The organism is Sporosarcina sp. FSL K6-3457 (genome assembly GCF_038007285.1).
GTDB lineage: Bacteria > Bacillota > Bacilli > Bacillales_A > Planococcaceae > Sporosarcina.
This window is the reverse complement of record NZ_JBBOWX010000001.1, coordinates 934,733-955,077: the sequence shown is the minus strand read 5'-3', so window position 1 is coordinate 955,077 and position 20,345 is coordinate 934,733. Positions and strand designations below refer to the sequence as shown.

General features: G+C 37.6%; 13 protein-coding genes. All 13 read right to left on the bottom strand.

The features are described from left to right. Positions 1-96: 96 nt before the first annotated feature. A complete protein-coding gene (locus N1I80_RS04610; protein WP_340736765.1) occupies positions 97-2,226 on the bottom strand; it encodes a cellulose biosynthesis cyclic di-GMP-binding regulatory protein BcsB in 2,130 nt (709 codons plus the stop codon). Further along, positions 2,213-3,493 (bottom strand): glycosyltransferase family 2 protein, encoded by a 1,281-nt coding sequence (locus tag N1I80_RS04605; protein WP_340736764.1) that lies wholly within the window; start codon positions 3,491-3,493, stop codon positions 2,213-2,215. Before N1I80_RS04605 ends, N1I80_RS04610 begins: the two co-directional genes overlap by 14 nt. After that, the gene (locus N1I80_RS04600) at positions 3,486-5,198 is read right to left on the bottom strand and encodes a DUF2334 domain-containing protein (protein WP_340736763.1); all 1,713 of its coding nucleotides are present in this window, start codon (positions 5,196-5,198) and stop codon (positions 3,486-3,488) included. The genes N1I80_RS04605 and N1I80_RS04600 overlap by 8 nt, the downstream gene beginning before the upstream one ends. Beyond that, entirely contained in the window at positions 5,188-6,051 is an 864-nt protein-coding gene (locus N1I80_RS04595) for a GGDEF domain-containing protein (protein WP_340736762.1), read from the bottom strand. Before N1I80_RS04595 ends, N1I80_RS04600 begins: the two co-directional genes overlap by 11 nt. Then, entirely contained in the window at positions 6,035-7,138 is a 1,104-nt protein-coding gene (locus N1I80_RS04590) for a hypothetical protein (RefSeq protein WP_340736761.1), read from the bottom strand. The genes N1I80_RS04595 and N1I80_RS04590 overlap by 17 nt, the downstream gene beginning before the upstream one ends. Positions 7,139-7,381: 243 nt before the next feature. Continuing rightward, a complete protein-coding gene (locus N1I80_RS04585) occupies positions 7,382-8,449 on the bottom strand; it encodes a glycosyl hydrolase family 18 protein (protein WP_340736760.1) in 1,068 nt (355 codons plus the stop codon). A gap of 14 nt (positions 8,450-8,463) precedes the next feature. Then, positions 8,464-10,227 (bottom strand): polysaccharide deacetylase family protein, encoded by a 1,764-nt coding sequence (locus tag N1I80_RS04580; protein WP_340736759.1) that lies wholly within the window; start codon positions 10,225-10,227, stop codon positions 8,464-8,466. A 20-nt stretch (positions 10,228-10,247) separates the two neighbouring features. Beyond that, positions 10,248-12,125, bottom strand: coding sequence for a glycosyltransferase family 2 protein (locus tag N1I80_RS04575; protein WP_340736758.1), 1,878 nt, complete (start codon positions 12,123-12,125; stop codon positions 10,248-10,250). 21 nt (positions 12,126-12,146) lie between these two features. After that, a complete protein-coding gene (locus N1I80_RS04570) occupies positions 12,147-13,466 on the bottom strand; it encodes a nucleotide sugar dehydrogenase (RefSeq protein WP_340736757.1) in 1,320 nt (439 codons plus the stop codon). A gap of 30 nt (positions 13,467-13,496) precedes the next feature. Further along, entirely contained in the window at positions 13,497-14,945 is a 1,449-nt protein-coding gene (locus tag N1I80_RS04565; RefSeq protein WP_340736756.1) for a polysaccharide deacetylase family protein, read from the bottom strand. Positions 14,946-15,219: 274 nt separating this feature from the next. Then, a complete protein-coding gene (locus N1I80_RS04560) occupies positions 15,220-16,137 on the bottom strand; it encodes a diguanylate cyclase domain-containing protein (protein WP_340736755.1) in 918 nt (305 codons plus the stop codon). Positions 16,138-16,282: 145 nt separating this feature from the next. Then, the gene (locus N1I80_RS04555; protein ID WP_340736754.1) at positions 16,283-18,919 is read right to left on the bottom strand and encodes a hybrid sensor histidine kinase/response regulator; all 2,637 of its coding nucleotides are present in this window, start codon (positions 18,917-18,919) and stop codon (positions 16,283-16,285) included. Between the two features lie 145 nt (positions 18,920-19,064). After that, the gene (locus tag N1I80_RS04550) at positions 19,065-20,261 is read right to left on the bottom strand and encodes a DUF4097 family beta strand repeat-containing protein (protein WP_340736753.1); all 1,197 of its coding nucleotides are present in this window, start codon (positions 20,259-20,261) and stop codon (positions 19,065-19,067) included. Between the last annotated feature and the right edge of the window lie 84 nt (positions 20,262-20,345).

Genomic DNA, 20,345 nt, shown 5'->3' with positions numbered 1-20,345 from the left:
TAAAATAAGAAGGTAGTTTAGTAAATATAGGCATGGTAGTCCTCTATAATACAATAAATGAGGTCCTCCATGCCTATTTGTCAATAACTATTTTCCTTAATTTTGTTGCTTTCTTTTTCTAAATAGAATAATCATTAGTACGGTAACAAAGCCAAGTAGTCCAATAAATCCTACTATCCACCAATTTGATAGCACTGACTCGCCCTCACTCGTATCTAAGTGAGCAGTTTTGACTTCTCCAACTACCTTTTCAAGTTGGACTGCATTTGTATAAAACTGCTGATTGTTCATTTTTACTGCAATAGTAGATACTTCATTCATATTTTTCAAAAAATCAAGAAACTTCTTATCCATATTTACATTTTCCGACGTATTATGGTCAAACACAAACATACTATGTTGCTTGTCACTCCAAGGATTTTGCTGAATCCAGCTAAACATTTCTACAGCCTCTTGGATAAAACCGAATAACTGTAAGTTGGGTGTTCCATTTTCATAAGGAACAGTCAAATCCTCCCCAATATCATCTAACAGCGGTTGAACATCTGGTCCACCAATAAAGACCACATGCCGATCACTTAACTCCTCTGTTGTTATATCTTTCGCAGTATTAAGCGTTAAGTTTGGTAAGCTTCCCCATACACTCAGTGAGCGGTACAAATGAAGTAATTGATTGTCTTCAATATTCATATCATTTGGCAATACGATGGTTGTGTCATCTTGTTCACCTGCAAACGGCGAAGGATAACTTGCTAACGTACGGACACTTGAACGATCCTCTAATGGAAGTGTAAAGAAGCTATCCTCCATAATATAAATCCAACGATTCTCATCCGTACTCACACAAGGATTTTTTTGTCGCAAGCCATTTGATGCAAATTGAAGGTTAATCATACGATTCTCTCCAATTGCACTGGCATCAATCGGAACATCTACAGTGAAAATTCCATCTTTAGCATCTGTCAACGCTCGAATATCAACGGAATGGGGTACGTCATTTACTAACACGACAAGCTCAACATTCCTATTTAATAAATTCTCATCTTCTTGTTTTTCTTTAGCTGTAATCGTTTCTGAGCGCTTTATGTGTAATTCTAACGAGATAGCCTGATGCTCTTGAAAGGCTGCCGGCACATAATAATAGAAGTTCTGGCTCTTTCCTTGATAGCTATCCAATGTTAAATTTTCCATTGCGAATTTTTTTAATGGAATTTCCCGCTGATAGACCTCTTTAACCCTATCGGGAACTTTGGTGATGCTCATCTGATTCCCTGATAATTGTTTTACAAATTGGGCATCCATTAAAATCTCAATTCGATTTTCAAAGTCTTCTGGTGAATCTGCCATTACTATAAGTGCTTCAACTTTTTGATTACCATCGACCAGCTCATGGCGTGACAAAACAAGTGAGTCATCGTTAATAGGTAATCTAGCTTTTTGTAATAAATCCTTCATAAATGGTGTAGTAAATTCAGACTTCGCTCCTAGAAAAATCACATTTCCTGAAATAGTTTTTACACTCGATTCACGTACAATTTGAACAGCTTCATCTACATCTGATCGTTCCGCCAAATAAGCTGCAATTATCATTCCATTATTCAACGTTGGCATAGATGCTTTGTCCGGTATAACGATACGGACAGGACTATTGGTTGTCCCTAGAAATATTTTTGGGTAGTCCGCTAAAGACTGTAACTCCTCACTCAACTGGCCACTTAGTTGAAAATATGAATCGATACCGATTGTTAACCAATTTCCTGATGTTTCCTGATCGACACAAACTCCCTCTATGATGATTCCATAAAAAGAAACCGTGACACTATGGATTCCTTTTTCCAGTGCTTCCCCAGTTAAAGGAATTATTATTTGTTCAGTCATTTGTTCACCATTTAACGATTTTGATGTGATTGCCTGTCCATCCACACTAATTGTTAAAGATGAAGGCGCTATTAATAGTTCAGAATGTTTAACGTTCAAGACAAGCTCATTATCACCCTCGACTGCATCTGAACGTAACTCGTAGGAGAGTGTCATTTCCTGCTCAGGTCCTATCAATTCAATGGGGCTATTTGTGATCATTTGACGTGAAGTGGATGACTCCTGTACATCTAATTTCACATCTGATAGTTGAATTGGTACATTTGAAGTGGCGCTAATTTGAAGTGGAGCGAGCCACACGCAAAGGCTAACTGCTATTACCCATATACATACTTTAATTCGATTCATTTTTTTCCTCCATTTTCTGCTGAGCAAATCGTTCTGTTTTATACCAGCGAACTTCTTCGCGGAATAATACCCGCTTCGTTTCTAGGAATAGTGAATAGACGACGATTCCAATCCACATTTGTGAATAAGTAAAGTACATCAAAATAACATAAAAGAAATTTTTTTTATTCATCTCCGTTTTTTCTATACTTAATGTAATCATCACCTCTGCTAAAAAGAGTAAAAAGGCAAGAATCCAAAGCGCAAGTGAAATATTACCAATCGTTAAGTTTAAATCATAAAACAAATTGATAATGAATAAAGCATTCGACACAATAACCCCGAAAAAGAAGATGAAATACGTAAAGAAAAAATAGAACAAGTCAAAAACAATTCGTTTTCGTTTTAACTTGAAAAATTGGCCAAGAAACTTTATGACAACATATTGATTACCGCGTGCCCATCTTGTTCTTTGTCTCCACCAAACCTTTAACGTTTCAGGCTCCTGCTCCCAAGTTATCGCGGCAGGAAAAAAACGTATATGATAGCCTAGTTCGTAAACTCGTATTGTGAGTTCAGTATCTTCTGCTAACGCTTGTACATCCCAACCGCCTAGTTGCTCCATAACGCTTCGACGTATAGCAAAGTTTGTCCCCGGAATCGTCGCAACTTTAAACCACTTCCACCTACCAGCTTGAGCCATCCATTGAAAACAAATGGTCTCGATATTTATAAACCGAGTCAACCATGTCTGCTTAGCATTAATAACACGAAATTTTCCTACTACCGCACCAGCCCTTGCATCATTCAACAAACCCATTACCAAATACCAAATCGCCATTTTCTCTGGTGTATTGTCTGCATCGTACACAGCAATAATTTCGCCTGTCGATTGTTTGAGCCCTTCATTGAGAGCAGACGACTTGCCCTTTCCTTTGTTCGGTTCCGTTGTTTCAATAACGCGAATAAAGGGGTGCTTTTTTGCTATCGACGCTGCAATTTCACCCGTACGGTCGGACGAATTATCGTTAATAACAATGACTTCTAACTTGTCTTTTGGGTAGTGCAGACGTGACATCGCCTCCAATGTTTGTCCAATGACAACTTCTTCGTTGTGTGCTGGAATGAACACACTCACTGTTGGTAGATTAATCATATTTTTTCCCCATTTAGGAATGACGCGTTCCAGCGTTTTAAAATGGAGATAACCACCTTGCATTAAAAACATATGGTAAAGTAGCATCATCCAAATCAATATAAGTGATGCATAAAATAATAGATTAGCCACTAATTTTTCTCTCCCCAAACAACCGTTTTCCTAATCTAGCCCTGAGTACTAAAATATACGTAGAGAATGCTATTAAAAATAAGGTGACGACAACTGCTAAAATCCAAAGTACAACATCAAATAGACGCCCTTCCAGTCGTTGCAGCAAACGATTTACTTCAGTAATTGTCGATGTTACCTGTAGAGAGCCATTCTCCTCTTGCCGAATTGTGACACGGCCTGTTTGGACCATTTGTTCTGTTTTGTTTAAATCAAGCCATTCTAAATCTGGAACAGATTCCATCAATTGAATCATACGGGGTAAATATTCTAACCCGAGATAGGTATGATAAAATCCTCCAATCATAGAGCCTGGCACTGATTCAAGGCGTTCAATTGCCAGCTCCATCTCTTTATATGGATCTAGTAAATCCGGATCGATATAACCAATCGTTTCTGGATAAAGCATCATGCCCGAAAGAATTGCTGAACGTGATGCAAATAGGGGCGCATCCATTATATTTGAATCATTATTACTAAACTGGACTTTTCCAAAAATCGAAGAAAAATAATTAGACGTGACATGGTAACCATTTGAACTCATCATGTACTCAGGTGCTTCAAATGCCAGTGGATACAAACCAATAGCCGTTAACTGTTCAACCGATTTTGTAAGTTTTTGATCAATATACTTTTTTTCGATTTGATTGATTTTTTTTGTATACGACTGGTACATTTCCTCGGATGCGAAAGCAGAACGCGATTTTAAGGGTGACGGAAAAATATTCGTTTGTTCTGTCGTTATTTTTTGATTCAATCTATCATCCCAAAACTCGGGACTTTTCCCCGCTTCTTCATAGCGATATGCACCTGTATAGCCATGCGCAATAACCATGCCACCACGATGTTGTAAACTCTTTATAACTTGGACAAGTTCCTTATTTTGTTCAAAATAAGTTTGATCACCTGTCTTAGGATTTACATAAACCGGTGTGATTGCCATGTAAAAAGGAATGTCACGATCCGCTAAATAGTTCCCTATCTCTTTAACGAGCTTCGGGTCAGTTAGTGGTGTAATTTCTTCAAGACGTATATACGCTTGATGAGCAGTTGGTAGTTCTTGATCTAGCAACGTGTAGAGTGAGCGTGATAGTGCATGCTTTTGCTCAACTCCAAATGATGTAGATGCAATATAAGAAAGCCGTCCTTTTTTCGAAATAAAGGGGATTTGTTCATCTAACGTACTCCCAACAGAAAGAATGTCTGTTCCATTTGGGGGAAGTACATTCGTGATGGCTGAAATTTTTGAAAATGTTTTTCCATCTAGTAATCGAATATACTCCAGCCCTAAAAAGCGCCATTCATCATATGGTTGGAGTTGTTCCACATTATGGCCGAAAGCTATGATGCCACCTTTAAATTGCCGGATGACTCCCTTTAACGACTCCGGTACAATACCGGAGTCATTGCCAACGAATACGATGACATCACTTTGTTGAATAACATCAGGCTCTATTTTATTTGCAGAAAAGAGTACAACCTCATTGGCAAATGCAGAAACAGTTGCTTCCAAAAAATATACATCGGCATTCGGCAAATTATCGCTCGTCATATAGACCATTGCAATTCTCGGTAACCTTTCTTCGGCGTAAATGGTGGACGTGCTATGCAGTAGTTGAAAAAGAGAAACAATCACTACTACCACCGCTAATCGTCTAAAGTTCACGTGCCACCATCTCACTTTCCACCTGCGAAAATAATAGTTGATAGTCTTGAATAGGCTTGTCCTGCTCATAAACGGTGTATCCCGATCGAAATGATAGTGTAACGTATTTTCCATTTAACAACTGATGAGTCGTCATACTATTCGCCAATTTTTCAAAAATACTGTCGACCGAGTGATCATCTGTATTGGTTAAAAGTAAGGCAAAGCGATCAGATGCATAGCGAAACTTTCTGTCTGTAGATCGCATCGTTTGTTGCATTGCTTGCGCTAGCGAAGATAATAGATGCTTTGCTTCTTTCTCTCCATATAAATGTTTGTAGTCTTCTAAGTGATCCAACTGCAACAATACAAGTGTGAATTTATTACCATAGCGTTCGATTCTTCTCATTTCCGCTTGGACTTCAGCGACCATACGATGTTTATTATCAAAGCCTGTTTCAACGTCTATCGCTACAAATTGTCGAATTTCCTCCTGAAGCTCACGATTCTTCTTAATTTGTCGGATAATTCTATCGTGAATACTACCAGCTATTAAAATGAGAATAATAAGTAGAAGGCCATACCCCAAAAATAATGGCAAAGGAAACGGAGATGCCTCGGGTAATAAAGTCGAATTGGGGCTATTGAGATAAAACAACACAGATCCAATAATAAAAATGAAAAGCAAACTACTAAATAATCCTGTAACTGGACCCATTAACAACGCCACTACAAGGAGTAGAATCAAAAAAATATATAATAGAAGACCCGATGTACCTTCCTGTAGTAAGAAGTAGGCAGGTATTTGCATACTTACTAGAAGAACCGTTATCAGTAAAAGGATACGGATTTCTAACTCAAAAAACTTTCTCATTGAGTCCCCGCCTTTCAGCTAGTAAAGCTAGTAAGTTATCAAATGTATGCGTATCTTTTGATCCCATATCTATATAACCTCCTAAGTACGGCAAACCTTCATCGTTTTGTTGTAAGGTTTTCATTTGAACATAAAGTTTTTTTGCAAAATCTACATCTTCTATTTCCAAGCACATTAAAATGGCTAATGCATAGACAGCCACTGCTTCATAAGCAACAGTCGGCTTTCCGGTTACACTATCGTATCTTCCATATAACTTTCCTTCTCCTTGCGCAAAAGCATTTTTAGCGAAGTCGAGCAGCGAGGTAACGTCTCCTCCCCATTGCGCCTGGTGGTAGCCAACGTAAAATTGATCGATTAAATTCACTTCTTTGTCGTATGAATAGTTTCCTGTAGGAACGCTATACTTTTTCGGAAAAAAACCTAATGCCGAGTGCGGGGCATCCAGCAGGACTTTTCGTGTTGCTTCATATGTTTTACTAGGCAATAACTTAGCTTGTTTCATCTTGTCAAAACCAGATGGTATAATATAACTAAGTGTGACATCTGCCCCTCTATTTTTACTCTCAAGTTCGATAAAATCGACCATTAGCTTACCTTCCGTCTGATAGCGAACAAGGTTCTTGCTCATGTTATCTGCCAATTTTGTATAGGCATTATGATTCCACTGTTTCCCCGCTATGTATAAGGCATCTATAATCCGTAAATCATCTATGAAAGCATTTGCAGGCGCTATATTTGTCCCCTTTAATTCCCAAGCTACTAAATAATCATCCGTCAAAAAATATTTTTTCAATGTCTCTACTTGTTGATCAAATTGAACAAAATCATTTTTCATAACTAAATATTCCATCCATAACCCAACAGTTTCAGATAAATAGACATCCTTCTGTCCCGTTATATTCGTTTGGATTCGTCCATCCTCTTTTAATAAATGCTGTTGAATAAACGATTCTGCTATAAGCTCTTCTTTTACTTCAGTTCTCCCTTTCTCGTCCTTTGAAAAGGCCGCTATACCTGTACAAGCACCCATTAGCAATAGACCTATGAAAATGCCATATGTAACTACTTTCCTCTGTATTATCATTTAAAATTTCCTTTCTCCTCATGTCCTTATTCCCAATATATAACACCGCTCTTATAGAACTCTTTAAAGACTCTTACACTTCTCTTAAATTAATGATTTTCTCAATAAGAAAGGACTACTCGATAGGCTTATACACTTAGCTGTTCAACAATATTATTTTGTTTTTCACCAAAAAAGGTACTAAATACTCAATTCACCCTTCGATAAATTAGGTATTAGCACCTTATTAATTAAAGTATATGATTATCGATTGAAATAATCGAGCGTAGTTTGCTCAAATCCACCAAGTCTCCACAAGGCTACTTTATAGTAACCAGCTTTTTTCGATTGATCAATCCACTGGGATAAAGTCTTACCGTCTGCGTACCAAACTGTGTGCTTGCCTTTTTTCTCATCCAAATAATCAAAGTAGAGGGCTCCACTTGCCGCATCCCTCTTCGGGGGTCGCAAGCTCTTTTTTGACAGTTTGAAGGCTTCTTGCTCAGTTAAAGCAACTATTTTCCCAGTGGCTGGCCAATCAAATCCACCTGTTGCAAAGGCCATAGCATGTTCACCGGGCAGCTGATCCATTTTTTTTGCCATTTTATCAATAAACGCAAAATCAGCCTTAGGGCCTGGACCACTATGACTTCCGTAAAGATTGTACGCCATCATGACATAAGTAGGACCTTTCGGTAAATTTATTTTTTCAATTGGCGCTCGAGGCTCTAATACAATTCTCAATGGTTTCCCCATTGATTTTAGCTTTTGATATAATTCTTCATAAAAAGCACTGACATTGTCCCAATCCTCGTCTTTAATCTTCTCATAATCAATTTCTACACCATGGAAATCATATTCATTAACCATATTAACGATATCTTTGATATGTGCACGCCGGCTCTTAGCTGTAGACATCAACTTTGTGATTAGTTCCGAATCTTTTTGAATGGCTGTTCCATCTTTTTTAAATTGATCATTTACAATTGATAGATCGACATTCACTGCGCTACCTTGAGCTGCGATTTTCATAATCTTCGGTATAGCTTCTTTGTTTTCAGGTGTGTAAAAAAGATGATTGGTATGGTCAAAATAAGCCGCAAACACCTGCACACTTGATAGACCATCAGCCATACTACTAAAATCTTCAATGCCAGGCTTCCACTGCCAATCCGCAAGCCATGCCGATAGCTCTACCTCAGGTTGAGCTGCACTCGGAGATTTTTTTTTGTCCTTAAAGTTCACACATCCTAAAACTATAACGAGTGAAATAACTACGCTTCCCATTACTATATTACGAACGAACGAACGCTTTCGTATTGCTATCTTCACTCAATCTCCTCCAGTTAAAATGTATCAATTACCCAATTCGTAGCATTATTGAATGCCTTTTTCAGTGTGCCGCCGACTTTTTGAAAACCATCAAGCGTATTACTCGATAAAACCTTTTCATCTCCATTATCTTCAATTGATTTAACAACAATATCATCGAATACACCATCATAAATATCATCTTTCTTATTTTGCTTATGATAAGATGCTCCAAGCCCTATACCACCTTTAGTAAGGCTGCTATCAATTTCTAAATCAGCAAATAGATAATCTCCATCGGTATTAGCACTTAACTTATTTCCTTGAACGACAATTTCAAAATCTCTTGTTTGCTTACTATTTATTTGATACTCACTCTCAGGTGTTCGTGCTCCTGCCATTGTTTGTTCATGTGTATAAACTGTTGCTTTATCAAATGCAATGTCTTCTATATTTTGTTCAACCTCACTCAGCTTGTATGTGCCGAGCTGCCTTACACCTTTTCCAAGTGGTTTTTCCTCTACAATAACTTTATTATTCTCAAGTACAACTCGAACAAATGTATTCTTCTTTTCATCATAACGGAGATAAATTGATTGCCTTCCAACAATATTACCAGACAGACTTGCCATCATTTTTATATCCTCATAATCAGCACTGTTTAGCAAATATAGCCTGCCTTCTTTAGCTGGAGGGGAGGTGAGCACAATTCGATTGTCCATAAATTCTGCAACTCCATCAATATTTCTCCACATTTTTGCACGTTTTTCATCCCCGAGCACAAACTCCATTTTTTCCGCGGTGTCTTTTTGAATTTTCATTAACAAATGATTCGTATACCAATACGGAGCAGGTTGAACTCTTGTTAAATTAATCAAATTTCCATCTTTCCCGTTATATGCATTACCTTCCAAGTTAAAATGAATATTGAAAGTTGCCTTAATTTGTTCATCATTCGCATTTGAAATTAGTTGATTTACCCCTCCATAAAGTGCATTGGCATGCATGATCATATATACCTCTGGTACAAATCCTAATTTTTCAGTATAAACATCCTTCATTAATTTATAATCTTCTTTAATTCTCTTTTCCATTTCATTTCTATTTTCTATAGGTACCATATTTTCATCTCTTATAAAATCCATTAAATAATGATTATAATATTCTATATGCTCCTTATTTTTTAGTTGGTTTTCATCTCTCACACCTATGTAATTTCCTTCATCATCAAAGGTATTTATGTAGGTAAGACGATAACCATTTGTCCCTAACTCCCAAAATCCTCCCTTAACCATTTCGAGCATTTCTTTTGGTTGCAAAAATTTCCCGTCGCCATTCCCCATTTTATTGGCATACGATAGAAAAGTTGCCTTATAATTATATTTCTTAAGGCTTGGGTGAACAAATATACTCGAATCATTCCGCCCATCTTCAAAAGAAAGAAAAAGCGCTTTTTCTGGTAAGGCTTTTCCTTTTGCATAAAAGTCAATAATATCTTGTTGTGATATCGTCTGATATCCCTGACTATGTAATGCTTTCAATTGCTTATCAATTTCCTTTTTAGAAATTCGCTTTGGCGTACCAGTGCGATCGATTCCAAAATAAGATAATGCAATAAAACCATTCTGATTAGTCCATTGGGTTTTATCTAGTTCTTCATATTTTTTAAAATCAACCAACGCAAAAAGCAGCAATGCACAAACACTAACGATAATCACCATTTGTATGATTGTTTTTATTATTTTGCTACGATTTTTCTTGCGATGATTAAGGACAGAACTTTTATTCCTGTTAAACATCTATGCCATCCTCATCCCTATCAATCCTTCATTGATTGCGATTCGAGAGCAATCGGATTCTTTTTTTGTTTTTTTGCCATCTTCTTGTTTTTCGCCTCTATATCCTGTGGTGTCTCTCTCGTCCCCCAAGTCGACTTCCAGAAAGTTACCCAGGCAACAGGCATTTGCCAAAGCAAAATAAATTCGTAGAATGCACAAAATACAAAGCCAAAAATCCATAACTTACTTTTCCTAAATAACAGATGAGCAACACTCATAAGTAATGCCATCAACAGCAAGCCCATCAGAAATGTAGTTGGGAATACATTATGAACAATTGGGACATAAAGCATATTGTAAAGAACAATAATTGGGGCGGCAATAGGGACAATCAAACCTACATAGAAAAACAGAGCCATAAAAGGTTCCTTTTTCCAAATAAAAGTACCAGCAATCAATGATTCGCGGAGCCAAGAACGCTTCCAACGCATTTGCTGTTTAAGAAAGAATCCCATATTCGAAGGGACAATTGTAGAGCATATGGCTGAATCTTGATAGCCTGTCCGATGCGTCTTTAATATAAAGTTGGTCATACTACGATCATCGCCAAACGTAGCTGGCTGTCCAAGGAACTTTTGGTTCAACCATGCATCCGTATGCTCAATAATCAGTTCCTTTCGATAGCATGATAATGGTCCTGACAAACAAGTAACACTATCAAAATAAGATTCTGCAGCCTTCATAATGCGAAATGCAATATAGTACCGGACAGTTTGTAGCTTGGTAATCATATTCGTATACTTATTTTCAACATCTGTACGTCCTGCAACTCCACCCATTTTGGGATCTTGAAAGGGTGGCACAAGATTTTTAATCGCATCAGGTTCTAAAAAACTATCCGAATCCACAAATACAACGAGATCATGCTTAGCCATTTCAACACCTTTTACTAAAGCGACTCGCTTTCCACCATTTTCCTTTAGAACATGCACTCTTAAGCGTTCTTTCGTTAAATAACGTTCTGCTTCCTTATGCACAAGTGCAACTACTTTTTCAATCTGTTCAACAGTTCCATCCGTCGATTGATCATCGACTACAATGACCTCAAACTTGTCAATTGGATAATCCTGATTCATACAACTTAATATCGTTCTGTGAATCCACTCTTCTTCATTAAAGCAAGGAATGATAATTGACACCCCAGGCGTAAAGTCAGGATTTATCCGTACTTCTCTATACAAGGCTCCAAATAAATAGCGTGTTAACAAAAAAGTAGCCGCAACAAGACTATAGAAATAGAGAACCTTATTATATTTAAAATAGATTACACTTTCTACACGCATCAGCATAACTAATGCGACAGCAATGAAGAGTAAACTACTCGCCATAAAAACTGAATAGCCCCAACGCTTCTTTTGGAAATAATCCGTAAGTGGTTTACTAAATTCAAATGCTATCATCTTCTTTGATTGGCCATTTTCCTTTTCAGAAAATATTCTCACTGCAACAGCTTCTAGCTTAACGAATGATTCAAATCCCTCTGGCATTGTTGCAGCAGGAATATCGAAATGCATTTTAACAGTATCTCCGACTTGAATAATCTTTGTATTATCCGACATTTCAACTAATAGGCCGGTTGTCGATATATCAACTGCTGTTGTCCTTAGACCTTCTCTCTTGCTAAAATCTTCTGGTATTATTAATACTTCAAAGTCTGCAACATATCTCAAACTAAGCATTTTCATTTTATTAATATAGTTAGGATCCTTGTCTTCCTCAGCAACTCGTCCATCTTTTATACCTCGACGATCTGCTGCGCCCCGAATATTTTCCGGGTCAGGTACATTCGATAATATCCTTCGATCCTCACGAGGAACCGTAAGAACTTCTTTAATCTTCTTTTTGCTTTTCTTAAACATAGTTGGTCGACATCCCCCTACTTAGAGACTCCAATAATAAAAACCGTTGTTTTCAAAATCTACTCTTCGATATAATCCTTTAATATCTATCATTATTTTTGTAGCATACAAGCTATACATTTTTTCAAAATCAGTCACACTTAAATCTACAAATTGTTCGTGAGGAACCGCCACGACTATAGCATTCATATCCTTTAATGAAGCTAGCTCAGATAATTCAATGCCATACTCCTGATAGACTTGTTCTTTATCCACCAACGGATCGACAATAAAAGGAGTGATACCATATTCCTCAAGCTCTTCGATAATATCCATCACTTTTGTATTACGAAAATCTGTACAATTCTCCTTAAAAGACAAGCCAAGTATGCCAATTCTCACATTTTTTGTTTCATGTTTTTTTTGAACTAATGTTTTCATAATATGCTGCGCCACATATTTCCCCATACCATCATTAACATGTCGACCTGCAAGCATAATCTTTGAATGATAGCCTGTATCCTCTGCCTTGAAAGTTAAATAGTATGGGTCAATCCCAATACAATGTCCACCAACTAGACCAGGTGTAAAATTTAAAAAGTTCCACTTCGTACCCGCGGCCTTCAATACTGCTTGTGTATCGATTCCCATATGATTAAAAAGCATGGATAGCTCATTCATAAACGCAATATTAATATCACGTTGTGCATTTTCAATTACTTTAGCTGCCTCAGCTACTTTAATACATTCGGCCTTGTATACACCCGCATCAATAATCAATTCATACACTTTGGCAACTACATCCCTAGTTTCCTCGTCAATGCCAGAAACAATTTTCACGATATTTTCAAGTGTATGCACTTTATCCCCCGGGTTAATGCGTTCTGGTGAGTAGCCTACTTTAAAATCAACTCCACACTTCAAACCAGACTCTTCTTCTAAGATAGGTATGCATATTTCTTCAGTAACGCCAGGATACACAGTCGATTCATAGACAACAATTGCACCTTTTGTTAGTTTTCTACCTACAGTCCGACTAGCATTTTGAACAAATTTAAGATTAGGGACATTTCCACTTTGAACAGGAGTAGGAACGGCTACAACAAAAAAATGAATACCTTCAAGCTTCTCCTCCTCTGAAGTAAAATCAATGGAACACTCTTTCACGACGGCATCTCCAACATCGCCTGTCACATCGATTCCCTGCTCATAATTAGCCACTTTCTCCTCATTCACATCAAAACCAATCACTTTTGCCTTCTTCGAAAAGGCTATAGCAACAGGTAATCCGACATAACCTAAGCCTACGACAGCAATTTTCTCTTGTTGATTAACAATCTCCCAGTACAATCCCTCTGTCATCCTATTCCACTCCATCGTCTAGTTTGTCTATCATTCGATCAGTTCCGACATTTTTACGAACTGATATCCTTTACTTGTCAATCCTTCTATCACCATCGGTAATGCCTCTATCGTATGTGTATCATCAAGAATATGGAGTAAAATAACACTTCCCGCTTTTGTCTTCTCCATTACTTTCCGTACGATATCTTCTGCTTTATTACGTACATCCCAATCCAAAACGGTTACATCATAGAGTGCAATTGCCGGATAGCCCGTAGCAGTTATAATTTTGGCAGCTTCTTCATTAATTTCTCCTGTTGCTGGTCTAAATAACATGGTAGGCTGTTGCTGTATAGCCACCGTCAACACTTCATGAGCTTTCACTAAATCCTCTTGTAATTCAAGCGGCTCCATTTGTGTAACAATTTTGTGACCATAAGAATGACTAGCTACTTCGTGCCCTTCTTTAAGGATGGCCCTTGCCAAGTTCGGGTTTCTTTCCACACCACTGCCTATAAGAAAAAATGTTGCTTTCAAATCATATTCGGCTAAAATATCTAATACTTTCGTAACTGTACGATCACTAGCCCAGTCATCAAAAGTCAGCGTAATCAATTTATCGTTTCTAGCTACATCATAAATAAGATTCGGCTGTATGTTTTCATAATCTAAATTAACCTTAATTGCATCAAAGCCTTTTATTTCATTTAAGGCCTTCATTTCATCACCATTCTCAAGCAACTTCTCAAGCGTAATAAACTTATAGCCTATATCCTCGGCAGCTTTAGAAAGATAAGCAATTGCTGGAATCACTTCCGGATTCAGATGCGTATTTAACGAAATGATTCCTCCTCTTGAGATATATTTTTCGATGTATTCTCCAATACTTTTTGCATCTTTCATATCCCAATCTTTTGGGTTAATATTATAGCTAATGACTGCATCCATACCCAACTGTGCTGTGACTAAACGAATATCGTCATTATATTCTCCTGATTTAGTTCGTATATAGCGTGGAGTTACTCCTGTTTCTTTTTTGATAATTTCATTACTCAAGTCAATTTCTTTATATATTTGCTCATAACTAAGTTCACTCATATCCAACTGATTTAATGTGTTATTCTCAATTTCATGCCCCCTAGAGAGAACCTCCTTGGCTATAGCTGGCTCTTCAGCTACCCTTATTCCCGGCAAAAAGAATGTAGCCTTAATTTCATACAAATCTAATTCATCTAATAGTAATTTCATTGTTTTTTCGTCCGCCATCCCATTAAAGGTTAAAGTTAACTCCCTATTCGTTGTCGGTACAGATAAAATCACTTCACTTTTCTCACCTGCATAGCGAACAATTGGCTCAGGTGCTGCCACTATTTCCTTACTATTTCCTTTAGAACCCTTCTCCCCCTCAAACAAACCGCATCCCGCTATACTTAAAAGAACTAAGAATAAAAAAAGAGCTTTACTTAATTTGAACTTCACATCGTTATCTTTAATCATCCTCGTACTCCTCACTTACATTTATAATCTTTACTTATCTTCTGTAGATAAGTAATAAGTCCGTTAATTCATCCGATTTTATTATAAAAGGATTTTTTCCTAGTTCCTCTATCCTGTTCCTAGTATAAAGAGCCTTTCTTATAGAACTCTTTACCTTCCCTTACAATTCTCTTACACTATTTTCATTACAGTAAGAAAAGGACTATACTAAATAAGTAGATAGTCCCTTTGAAGTCATGGTAGTTAATATCAACCATCCTTTACTCTCTTCCCCTCATTGATAAACCTCATAACTATTCCCACCATATTGCTTTGCTTCAAACATGGCCAAGTCTGCTTGATTAATCAGCATTTCGCGGTTGGTTGCTTGATCTGGATAAATACTAATGCCAATACTAGCACTTGCATCAATTTGATAAGATTGTAAGTCGAATAATCTATCAAATAAAGACATGATTAAATGAACTTGTTCCTCTAAGTTTTCCATATCTTCAAGGATCATGACAAATTCATCTCCACTTAGATGAAAAACTCGGTTTTTGAGAATAGGTAGATCTGCTAGGCGATTAGCTACTTCTTTCAAAAACAAATCACCGACTGCATGTCCATAAGTATCATTGATTGTTTTGAACTGATTGATATCTAAAAATAGAACAGCAAGCTTCGTACGCTTTTTCTTCACCCTCCCAATGTATGTCCCGATCGATAAATCTAACATTCTACGATTCGGTAAACCGGTCAGTTCGTTGTGGCAGGCGAGGTATTGCCATCTGCCATTATTTTTTTGGTCTGTAATGTCTACCGAAACAATCATAGATTGTGCCGGCTGATTCCCAGCATCCCCCAATGGAATAATGACCGTCTTAAGCCAATGCAACTCTCCATTTTTCGCCCGTTGACAAATTTCACCTGTCCATTTTTCTCCGGCACTCAGTATTCTTTGAATGTCATGATAAAATCCTTCAGAATGATAGCCTGAATTTAACACTTGGAAATCCTGCATATATAAATCTGCCAAGGAATATTTCAATGTATCGCGATAATTATCATTAATATGAATGATTTTTCCTTCATTATCCATTACTGCGAGCATCACAGATTGATTCAGTGCATATTTAATTAACTCTAGATCTATTGCAATCGGGTTCTGCCCTATATTCTCTTCAGTTTTATTAAAAAAGTAGTTGACCATTCAATTCCACCTCCTACTAGTATTTCCCACAGATTCAACACGCATATCCCTAGTATAAAGACCTCTTCTTATAGAACTCTTTACCGACTCTTACAATTCTCTTACAAAATTCAGTCTTCAAAACCGAGAGAAAAGGACTATCAGTTTAGACTGATAGTCCCTTCGAATAATTAGGTACTTTGAATGATACTGTTGTCCCTTTATTTACCGTACTGTCGATAGACAGCCCTGCACCATACAATTGCTTTAAACGCTGGTCTGTATTAAGTAAACCGATTCCTCTTTTTTGATCGGGTCGAAGGGTAAGAATTTGTCTTACTTTGCCTTCATCCATCCCAACGCCATCATCCTGAATCGTAATTTGTGTATACTCCTCTTTGGGAAGAATACGAATCACAATCGTACCTCCCTCTACACGTTGCAGCACACCATGTCTCACTGCATTTTCAATTAGTGTTTGGAGAGAAAGCGGCGGAATGTATAACACATCCGTTTCTTCCACTTCCCATATTACTTGTAGTCGTTCACCAAAACGTTCTTTTTCAATATACAAATAAGCATCCACTAATTTACGCTCGTGCTTCAAGGAGACGACTCGATTTAGATTTTTAGAATCAAAACTTTGTCTTAAATAGCAACCGAATTTATCTAATAGCATAGCCATTCGATTTGTATCTACTTCACTTAAAGAAATAATTGTATTCAAGGTGTTAAATAAAAAATGGGGCTGAATTTGTGCTTGTAGCCAGGCCGCCTCCATACGAAGGCGTTCACCAATTGAATCCTTTAAATTGGTTAATGCTTGAACTCGGACATTTAACTCTAATGCGTCAGCCGGTTTTGTCACGTAATCATTGGCTCCTGCAAGAAAACCAGTATAAATATCTTCCGATTGGCTACGTGCAGTCATAAGTAAAATAGGGAGTTCAGAAATCGAATACTTTTCTCGAATGGTGCGCGTCAATTCATAGCCAGACATATGGGGCATCATCACATCAGCAATAATTAAATCCCATTCCTTTGTGTTTAAACGAGCCAATGCTGCCTCGCCACTCGTTACTGTTTCAAGTTCATATTGTTCAGCCGCTAAAATAGTAGTCAGCACTTGCAAATTAATGGGATCATCGTCCACGGCTAAAATTCTAGGTTTATAAATACTATGCGTGTAGTGGAATGGATGCGAAAGCGATGGATTGTTGGCAGATAACCCTATTTTGTTGACATCAGGTGGTTCAACTTCTGTTAAGAGCTCCCCTTTCCCATTCGTCAATCGTTCACTACTCTTATTAGCAAGTGGTAATGTAAATGTAAATTGACTGCCTTCCCCTACAATTGACTCTACCTGTAGCGTGCCCCCATGCATTTCTACTAATTGGCGGCTAATATTCAGCCCAAGACCTAAGCCTCCACCAATGGCCGTCATACTAGAATCACCTTGCTCATAAGGCTCAAAAATTCGTTTCATCGTTTCTTGATCAATACCAACTCCTGTATCCTTGACATGAATATAGGCCAGCTCGCCTCGTACATCAGCATGAATGGTGATGATGCCATCATCCGAAAACTTCACTGCATTATGAAGAAGGTTGAATACTATTTGAATGAGTCGATTTTTATCAGCCATGACCTCTGGGTAATCATGTGGGATTTGTACGTCTAGTTGAATATCTTTATTTGCTGCCATAAATCTAAGCATGTCCACTACGCCTGAAGTAACGGTATGAATAGCAAGACTTTCTTTTTCTAGATGAATTTGATGTTCCTTTAGCCGTGTAATATCCAACAAATCATCTAATGTTCTCGACATATGACGACCAATCGTCACAACCAGTTCAATATTTTTTTCTCTCGTTAGTGGATCCACTCTATTTTGCAAAACCGACTGTGCAATATTAATAATACCGTGGAGCGGATTTCGTAGCTCATGAGATGTATTAGCAAGAAAATCATCTTTGCGTTTAATTTCATGTTGTAGCTTGATGGCAAGCTCCTTGTTTTGATCACTTACTTGAAAGAAACGTCCAAACAATAAGATTGATATTGACAAAAATACGACAAGCGCATCTATTGGGTAATAGGAGAGTTCGATTTGGCTGTTTACCACGAGAAATGGCCATAGGAAACTTGAGACCGTCCCTGCTGCTCCTAGTAATAAAATGACATTTTCCCGATTACCATTCTTTATCGGTTCCCATGTCATTTTCGCAATTATCATATATGAAAAAATCGCTACTATAAAAATGATAGGTTTCACAAAATGGATCATTTCGTAGGGTAGAAAGATGGTTAGTACAGACAACACGGCATACATGACGACCATTGACTGGAAAATCTTATTCGTTTTATCTTTACGAATACGAATAGAGTTTTGAAAAAATATCTTATTAATAAAAAGTAATATAAAGGCGGTTGTTCCGATATAAGTAATGACCAAAACTTTCTCTACCCAAACCTCATTCATCGGTAAGTACAATAACAGTAATCTGTCTTCTTCTAACAGGATTGAAATGGATTTACAAATTGCAGCAATTCCAAGATATAAAGATTCTATATGTTGACGTCGCCAAAAGTAGAGAATAAAGCCTAAGACAAAATGTAAAAATGTAACTGCAGCTACTAAGATTTGCATAGCCATAGATGTGAAGTGACGTCTTTCCAAAGCCACATTAAGTTGCGTTTCCACTGTGATCGGAGATAACGAAGTAAAAAGCCATATCATCCGGAATCCTGTGAGTACTAGCATAAATAAACAAAGGATGAAAATAATTTTTTTATTGGACAAAGCGATGCCCCTTTCGTAAGCAGGATTATAGTGTAAGCGTATGTACTAACTTATTAAGTATATAACAGAAAGGCTTACACTTCCCTTAAAGAAAAAAACTGTCTGGACACCGATCTTTCCGGCATCCAGACAGTCTTTTCTATACTTACTTTTCTTGCTTTGCATTGTAACAAACAAGAACAGATCCCGTTTTCGCTTCCCCGAAAATATGAAGCGGGGATGAACTTCCTTCAACATCCTTTTTAAAACGAATAGTGCGCTGTAGCAATTGTTCTTGCTCAGCAGTTCGGTTGATGTCATCTAATTGTAAATCTAAACGCCCCATATTAGAGGCAATTTCACCCGATAGCGCAACGCTACTCGGAATATAGATTTCAACTGATCCACTCATCGTCTTCGCTTCGATTTTCTCGGCTGCTGGATCTGTTGTTGTGACGACCACATGCCCATTCAGCGATTGTGCCTCTACATCTTTCACAGCACCGTCGATATACACACGACCATTCAGTGTCTCAGCTTCAATGCTGTTGCCCGTCACATTGTTTAATGCGATAGAACCATTAGCTGTTTCAAATTCGCCTTCTTTAAACGTCAATCCAACGATTTCAATTTTTCCATTCGCGGTCTTAATACGCACTGTTTCGGCTACTGCCTCTTTCATTTTGAAGGAGCCATTTAATAGGCGTGCAGAAATTCTTGCATAATCCTTTTTGGGAACGAATAATTCTACGTTCACTTGAACCATTTTCAGATCACTTGAAATTCTTAGTTTGCCTTCATCATTGACGAATAGCAATTTATCGAGAAAATCTTCTTTCGCCTTTTCTTCTGAGTCACCGGTATAGGTTTTCACCGTAAACTCTGCACGAATTTCATCCACCTCATCGTGATGGATTGTTACTTTACCATTGTCGATATCGATAATCACTTCATCAATACTACTGGCAGTTTTCGTCAGCGAATGATTGAATGTAATTGCATTGCCAAAAGGTGAATCGAAATCGAAGTCCTTCACTTTCTGGACAGCTGTTTGCATGAATTGCATGAAGCGGTCACCTACGTTAGAGAAATCCTTACGCAAATCGTCCAAAAACTCGTCCATAGAGGGCTCATTGTTTTCTTTTTTCTCAAATTCGAAGTCCTGTCCAGCAGATTGTTGTTGTTTTGTTTGTTCAGCAGGCTTTGTTTTCGATAATGTTACTTCCTCGGCTACTTGCTCCACCTCAACCGATTTTGTAGTCTGCTTGGATTGCCCCAGTGTTTCTAGAAGTGTTAGTGCTTCGTCTGTCGTGATCGTTCCGTTTTCTAGCATTGCTAAAATTCGTTGTCGTTCATTTTGCATCTTCGCGCCTCCTAGTAGTATCGTTATACGGATTGCTCCGTTTCGTTATCTATATATACGACTGGCATCCAAAAAGGTTTCATC